6 protein-coding genes are annotated in these 6,575 nt (G+C 59.9%); 2 read left to right on the top strand and 4 right to left on the bottom strand.

Annotated features, from left to right (window positions below; genetic code table 11):
- Window positions 1–208 precede the first annotated feature (208 nt).
- Window positions 209–595 carry a VOC family protein gene (locus P1S46_10785; GenBank protein ID MDF1536964.1) on the top strand — a complete coding sequence of 129 codons (387 nt, stop codon included), beginning with the start codon at window positions 209–211 and terminating at the stop codon, window positions 593–595.
- Window positions 596–764: 169 nt separating this feature from the next.
- Entirely contained in the window at window positions 765–1,772 is a 1,008-nt protein-coding gene (locus P1S46_10780) for an SDR family oxidoreductase (protein MDF1536963.1), read from the top strand.
- Between the two features lie 119 nt (window positions 1,773–1,891).
- On the opposite strand, the gene ugpC is transcribed toward P1S46_10780, so the two are convergent.
- The 4 genes from ugpC to P1S46_10760 form a co-directional block, all read right to left on the bottom strand.
- Window positions 1,892–3,007 carry a sn-glycerol-3-phosphate ABC transporter ATP-binding protein UgpC gene (gene ugpC / locus P1S46_10775; GenBank protein ID MDF1536962.1) on the bottom strand — a complete coding sequence of 372 codons (1,116 nt, stop codon included), beginning with the start codon at window positions 3,005–3,007 and terminating at the stop codon, window positions 1,892–1,894.
- Window positions 3,008–3,037: 30 nt separating this feature from the next.
- On the bottom strand, window positions 3,038–3,925 hold the full coding sequence (locus P1S46_10770; protein ID MDF1536961.1) for a carbohydrate ABC transporter permease: 888 nt from the start codon (window positions 3,923–3,925) through the stop codon (window positions 3,038–3,040).
- On the bottom strand, window positions 3,918–4,826 hold the full coding sequence (locus tag P1S46_10765; protein MDF1536960.1) for a sugar ABC transporter permease: 909 nt from the start codon (window positions 4,824–4,826) through the stop codon (window positions 3,918–3,920). Before P1S46_10765 ends, P1S46_10770 begins: the two co-directional genes overlap by 8 nt.
- Window positions 4,827–4,945: 119 nt before the next feature.
- Complete coding sequence (locus P1S46_10760) at window positions 4,946–6,202, bottom strand: ABC transporter substrate-binding protein (GenBank protein ID MDF1536959.1); 1,257 nt, start codon at window positions 6,200–6,202, stop codon at window positions 4,946–4,948.
- Window positions 6,203–6,575 lie beyond the last annotated feature (373 nt).

Below are 6,575 nucleotides of genomic sequence, written 5' to 3'. Positions count from 1 at the left end.
TGTTCTTTTCGGTCTAAATGCTATTTCCGAAAAACTATATCCAGGAGCCTGCATGGGGTTCTCCGACAGGCTCCTAGTATCGGAGAAAAGGCAGGTCTGGTTCCAGGTTAAAAGTCCCTGTTTCTTTTACCTTGGCACCTGGCACATAGCACCTGGCCCCCAGGCTGGCGGTAGAGAAAAGTATGCCGCCAGCTGTTATACTTCCCCCATGCGTATCGAACACATCGCCATATGGACCCTGGATCTGGACGGGATGCGGGACTTTTACGAGACCTGGTTTAACGCCGAAGCCGGCCCCCATTACACCAACCTGGCCAAGGGTTTCGAATCCTGTTTCCTGACCTTCCCTTCCGGAGCGAGGCTGGAGCTTATGATGTCCACCAGCCTGGATGACGGACCGGCAGGGGCGAAGCTACACCCCGGTTACGCTCACATCGCCTTCTCGGTTGGGTCGGAGGAAGAGGTGGACAGCCTCACCCAACGCCTGCTTCATTCAGGCCTGACGGTTGTGGACGGGCCGCGCCGCACAGGTGACGGGTACTACGAGAGCGTCGTCCTCGACCCCGACGGCAACAGGGTGGAGATAACGCTCTGATAGACAGGACTTTTTCCTTACCCTTCCTCCCCCTTGAGGGGGGAGGACCGAGGTGGGGGTGAAAACTTTAAATTAACGCCCCCTCACCCCGGCCCTCTCCCCTTCGACGCACTTTGTTTGCTCAGGACTGCGCCACGATGGGGAGAGGGAGAATCAGGAAGGGGACTATATTATTAAAATTCTTTTCATCGGCGGAACGGGCGTCATCTCCACGGCGTGTTCGCGGGAGGTTCTCAACCGCGGTCATGAGCTGTGGCTTTTAAACCGGGGCACCCGACCCGAAAAGACCCCCATGGGAGCGAAGCAGCTCACTGCCGACGCCAGGGACCCGGACCAGGTCAGGTCCGCAATCAGCGGGCTGACCTTCGATGGCGTGGTGAACTGGGTGGCTTTGGAACCGTCCCACGTCCGCCAGGATGTCAAACTCTTTTCCGGCCTCACCGGACGGTACGTCTTCATCAGCTCTGCGGCCGTATACCTCAAGCCGCCGCCCCACTGGCTCATCACCGAGCAGACCCCCACGGGCAACCCCTGGTGGCCCTACGCGCAAAACAAGATCGCCTGCGAAAAGGCCCTGGCCGAAGCGTTCTTAAAGGACCGTTTTCCGGTCACCATCGTGCGCCCCTCTCACACCTACAGCGACGGCTGGATCCCCACACCCATCGGTTCCCGGGATTATACGGTGGCACGCAGGATCCTGGACGGGCGCGCCGTCATCTCTCCCGGTGACGGTCAGTCCCTGTGGACTCTCACCCACAGCGACGATTTCGCCGCGGGGTTTGCCGGGCTGCTGGAGGCGGACAGCATCGAAGGGGAGACGTTCCACATCACCTCCGATGAGGCCCGGACCTGGGACGCCTTCTACAAAGTCATCGGGGAAGCGTTAGGGGTCGAGCCGCGCCTCCTCCACATACCCTCCGGGTTCGTTCACGAGGTGAGCCCTTTCATCGGGCAGGGCCTCCTGGGCGACAAGGCGTGGAGCATGGTGTTCGACAACTCCAAAATCAGAAACTTTGTTCCTGATTTTGGAGCCAGGACCCCCTTCAGCGAAGGGATCCGCCGGTCATTGGATTGGTTCAATGCCGACCCGGAAAGGCAGGTGGTGGACCCGGCAAGGGACGCGGAGATCGAGAAAGTTGTAAAAAGCTGGCGGGGCGTCTTGGGGAGTCGTTTTTAGGTTTGGGGTTTGGGTCTGGATTCAAGCCAACTAGTGCGTCCGTACGTGCGTAAAGCGTTTAGGCGAAAGGTCTATCGCTCTCACGCATGCACGTTTCACGCACACACGAAAATCTTTCTTCAGCGGATCCTCTTCCCCGTCTCCGGATCAAAGATAAAAATCCGGGCCATGTCCAGGACCAGCTTCATCTTCTCCCCGGGGCGGACGGCGCTGTCGGGGTGAACCCGGGAGGTGACCTCCCGCCCGTTGATGCCCACGAACACCAGGGTGTCGGCCCCCATGGGCTCCACGACCTTGATGGGGCACTCCAGTTCGTGGACCTGCGAGTCTTCCCCGATGTCCGGCAGGGAATCGGAGATGTGCTCGGGCCTCAAACCCACCAGGACCTGTCTGCCTGCCAGGCTGCCCAGGCCGGCTCTTGCCGGGGGAACCTGAAGGACAGCGCTCTGACCACCCTCCACGTCCAGCTGGACCCCGTGCCCCCCGTTGATCTCCTGCACCATGCACGGGATCAGGTTCATGGCCGGAGAGCCGATGAATCCCGCCACGAAGAGGTTGGCCGGATCCCTGTATACTCCCCGGGGAGTGTCGAACTGCTGGATGGTCCCATCGTTCATGATGGCAATGCGGTCAGCCAGGGTCATGGCCTCCACCTGATCGTGGGTCACGTAGACGGTGGTCACCCCGAGGCGCAGGTGGAGAAGCTTGATCTCCGTGCGCATCTCCACCCGGAGTTTGGCGTCCAGGTTGCTCAGCGGTTCGTCGAAGAGAAATATGGAGGGGTTGCGCGCAAGGGCGCGTCCCATGGCGACCCTCTGCCTCTGGCCGCCTGAGAGCTGGGCCGGTTTGCGCTTCAACAGCTCTTCGATCTGGAGGATACCGGCGACCTTGTCCACGATCTTGTCGATCTCGTCCCTTGGGATCTTCCTCATCTCCAGGCCGAAGGAGATATTCTTCCGCACGTTCATATTGGGATAAAGGGCATAAGTCTGGAACACCATGGCAATGTCCCTGTCCTTCGGGCTGACATTGTTGACCATCTCGTCGCCCATGTAGATCTCTCCCGACGTGATCGTCTCGAGCCCGGCGATGAGGTTGAGCAGAGTGGACTTACCACACCCGCTGGGCCCCACCAGGACGAGGAATTCTCCCGCGCGGATCTCCAGGGAGATGTCCCTGAGAACCTCAACCGGCCCAAAGGACTTGTGCACTTCCTTGATGGTCAGCGACGCCATGTCCCCTCACTTTCCGCTACCCGGTGTTTTCTATCCCTTCACCGCGCCGGCCGTGAGGCCCTTGAGGAAATATTTCCCGGCCACGATGTAGACGAACAGAGTCGGAGCGCCGGCGATGATGGCCGCGGCCATGTCGACGTTGTACTTTTTCACTCCCGTCGAGGTGTTGACCAGGTTGTTGAGCGCCACCGTGACCGGCTGCGTGTCTCCTCCCGAGAAGACAACCCCGAACAGGAAGTCGTTCCAGATCTGTGTTGTCTGCCAGATCACCGTGACAACGATGATGGGGATCGACAAGGGCAGGATGATCCGCCAGAAGATCGTGAAAAACCCGGCCCCGTCGATGCGGGCCGCCTTGACCAGGTCGTCGGGTATGTTGACGTAAAAGTTCCTGAAAAACAGGGTCGTAAAGGCCAGGCCGTAGACCACGTGCACCAGGATCAGGCCGGTGAGGCTCTGGGCCAGCCCGAACTGCCCCAGGGTCCGGGCCATGGGGAGCAGGATGACCTGGAACGGGATGAAACACCCGATGAGCAGCATGGAAAAGATCATCTCGCTGCCCCGGAACTTCCACTTGGAGAACACGTATCCGTTCACCGCGCCGAAAGCCGTGGAGATGACCACCGCCGGGATGACCATCTTCACCGAATTTAAAAAGTACCCCTTGATCCCGTTGCACTCCACGCCTATACAGGCCGTCCCCCAAGCCTCCCGCCACGCTTCGAAGGTGATCCTCGTTGGCAGGGAGATCAGGGTACCCATCCTGATGTCCTCCATGCTCTTCACCGAGGTCATGACCATGATGATAAAGGGCAGGAGATAATAGACGGCAGCGATGCCCAGGAGGCCGTAAATGAAGATCCGCCCGGCGATAGCTCCCGGTGTGCGGTTTGCTGCGATCCGGGCTCTTTCAGCCATCCCTTTTGACCCTCAGCTCGGAGTAAAGGTACGGAACGATAATGGCCATGACCGCCATGAACATCATCATCGCGCTGGCGGCCCCGAAGGCCAGCCTGTTGCGGGTAAAGGCAAAGGTGTACATGAAGGTGGCCGGCAGATCCGACGAGTATCCGGGGCCGCCCCTCGTCAGCACCATGACGAGGTCAAAGCTCTTGATGGCGATATGGGAAAGGATGATCATGGCCGAGAAGAAAACAGGGCGCATGCTGGGGATGATGATCCTCAGGTAGATCCTGGGGAGACTGGCCCCGTCCACCTGGGCCGCCCTGATGATGGAGTCGTCGATGCTCCTGAGGCCGGCCAGGAACAGGGCCATGACGAACCCGGTGGACTGCCACACCCCGGCGATGACCACCGTGTAGATAGACATCTTCGAGTTCACGAGCCAGTCGAAAGTGAATGTCTCGAACCCCATCTGCCGCACCACCCGCTCAAGCCCCAGGCCGGGGTTGAGCATCCACCGCCAGGCGGTACCGGTGACGATGAACGAGAGGGCCATGGGATAAAGATAGATGGTCCGCAGCGCCCCCTCGACCCTGATCTTCTGGTCAAGGAGGATAGCGAGGAGGAGGCCCAGGGAGGTGCAGAAGAGCACGAACAGCCCCCCGAAAATACCAAGGTTCCTGCTGGCCACCCACCACCTGTCGCTGGCAAAAAGCTTGGTGTACTGGATGAATCCCGCCAGTTCGTAGCGGGGAAGGAGTCCCGAATTGGTCAGGGAGATCCACGCGGTCCAGAGGATAAACCCGTAGATGAAAACCACTGCCGCGGCGATGGTGGGAGAAAGAACGATCCTGGGCAGGTAGACCTGAAGGCGGTCAGGGAGCCGCACCTGTGTCTGTGAGCCTTCAAGCGCCACGGCGTCTCCCCTCCAAAAGCTTAACGCGCGACCCGTCCCCCGTCACGGGATCGTCCCGCCCGCGCCCGCCTCTGCCGGGCGGACGCGGGCTGATCCGATATTCATGAACCTGCCTGTGACTACCTTGCCGCCTGCACCTCCGAAGCGAGCTTCCGGGCCGCCTCTTTTGCGGACATGTCAGAGTTGTAGAAGTTGGTCACCACGTCGAAGATGGCTCCGCGGATCTCCGGCACCACGGCCATCTCGTGGGCCATGCTGGGCACCAGGCCGCCGCTCGCCGCGGTAGCTACAAAATCGCTCATGGATCGCTGCGCCGGGGAATCGAAGTTGTCCCGGGGCATCCCGAGCCTGACGGGGATCGACCCCTTGTTGATATTAAACACTTCCTGAAACTTCGGCTGCAGGATCAGCCGGGCCATGGCATCCTGAGCCTCGATCGAACCCTTGTTCTTCTGCTTGAACATGATGAAACTGTCCACATTGAAGAGGAAATACTGGCTTGTCTCCGGGAAAGGCATGGCGAGGTAGTCCACCCCCGGCTCCTTGCCGGCTGCGGTGAACTCGCCCTTGGCCCAGTCGCCCATGAACTGCATGGCGGCCTCTCCCTTGATGACCATGGCTGTGGCCAGGTTCCAGTCCCGGCCGGGCGCGTTCTTGTCGGTGTACTTCTTGATGCTTCGGAACCGCTCGAAAACCTTGACCATGGTGTCGCTGGAAAGAGCCTTGGCGTCAGCCTCGACCAGCGCCTTGCGGTAGAAATCGGCTCCGCCCACACCGATGACGATGGATTCGAAAACCGTGGCCTCCTGCCAGTCCTGGCCCCCGAACGCTACCGGGATCATCCCGGCTGCCTGGATCTTTTTGGCGGACTCCTCGAACTCGGCCCACGTCTTGGGCACTTTGGCCCCGGCTTTCCTGAACACTTCAGGGTTGCACCACATCCAGTTGATCCTGTGCACGTTGACCGGCACCGCCACGAACTTGCCCTTGTACTTCATGATATCCGCCACAACGCCGGGCAGGATATCGTCCCACTTTTCGGCCTTGGCGACCTTGCTGAGGTTCGCCAGGACCCCCTCGTCACCCCACTGCTGGATCTGGGGACCCTTGACCTGGGCGGCGGTGGGCGGGTTCCCTGCCACGGCCCTGGACCGGAGAACCGTCATGGCCGTATCTCCGCCCCCACCGGCAACGGCAAAGTCCTTCCAGGTGTGGCCCTCTTTCTCAAGAAGATCCTTCAATACAGCCACGGAGCGCGCCTCACCACCGGAGGTCCACCAGTGGAGCACCTCCACCTCCCCGGCAAACAGGTCGGCAGCCGCAAAGCTCATACCGATCACAACCGCCATGGCTACAACAAGGCATCTGCGCATCATCCCCACTCCTTTCTCCACCACTCCCGGCATCTATGATCCGGCACGGTGGAACAGACCAGCACCGACATGGAACGGATATCCCCAGGACCTCAATATGACAGCTCGGTCCTCTTTGCAGATCACCCCCGTAAAGGCAATGTGTGACTCCCTCCGGGAGAAACCCTACAAGACAAAGGATATCTCACCGATGAGGATTTGCAAGAAAAGGGGGAAACCCGAAATCCGCGATTGGTTTTCATCGGCCTCCGGTCGGGGCGCTTCCGGGGCCGTTTTTTTCCGTTGACGGGCCCCGGTCGACTAGCCCGCATTATTCATGATGCAAATGAGATGTCAGCTAACTGTGTGGCAATTAAAGATAAATGGGAATGGCACT

The sequence above is a fragment of the bacterium genome (assembly GCA_029210545.1).
Lineage (GTDB): Bacteria > BMS3Abin14 > BMS3Abin14 > BMS3Abin14 > BMS3Abin14 > JARGFV01.
Note: the sequence above shows the minus strand (reverse complement) of the source record. Positions and strands in the feature narration are given on the sequence as shown.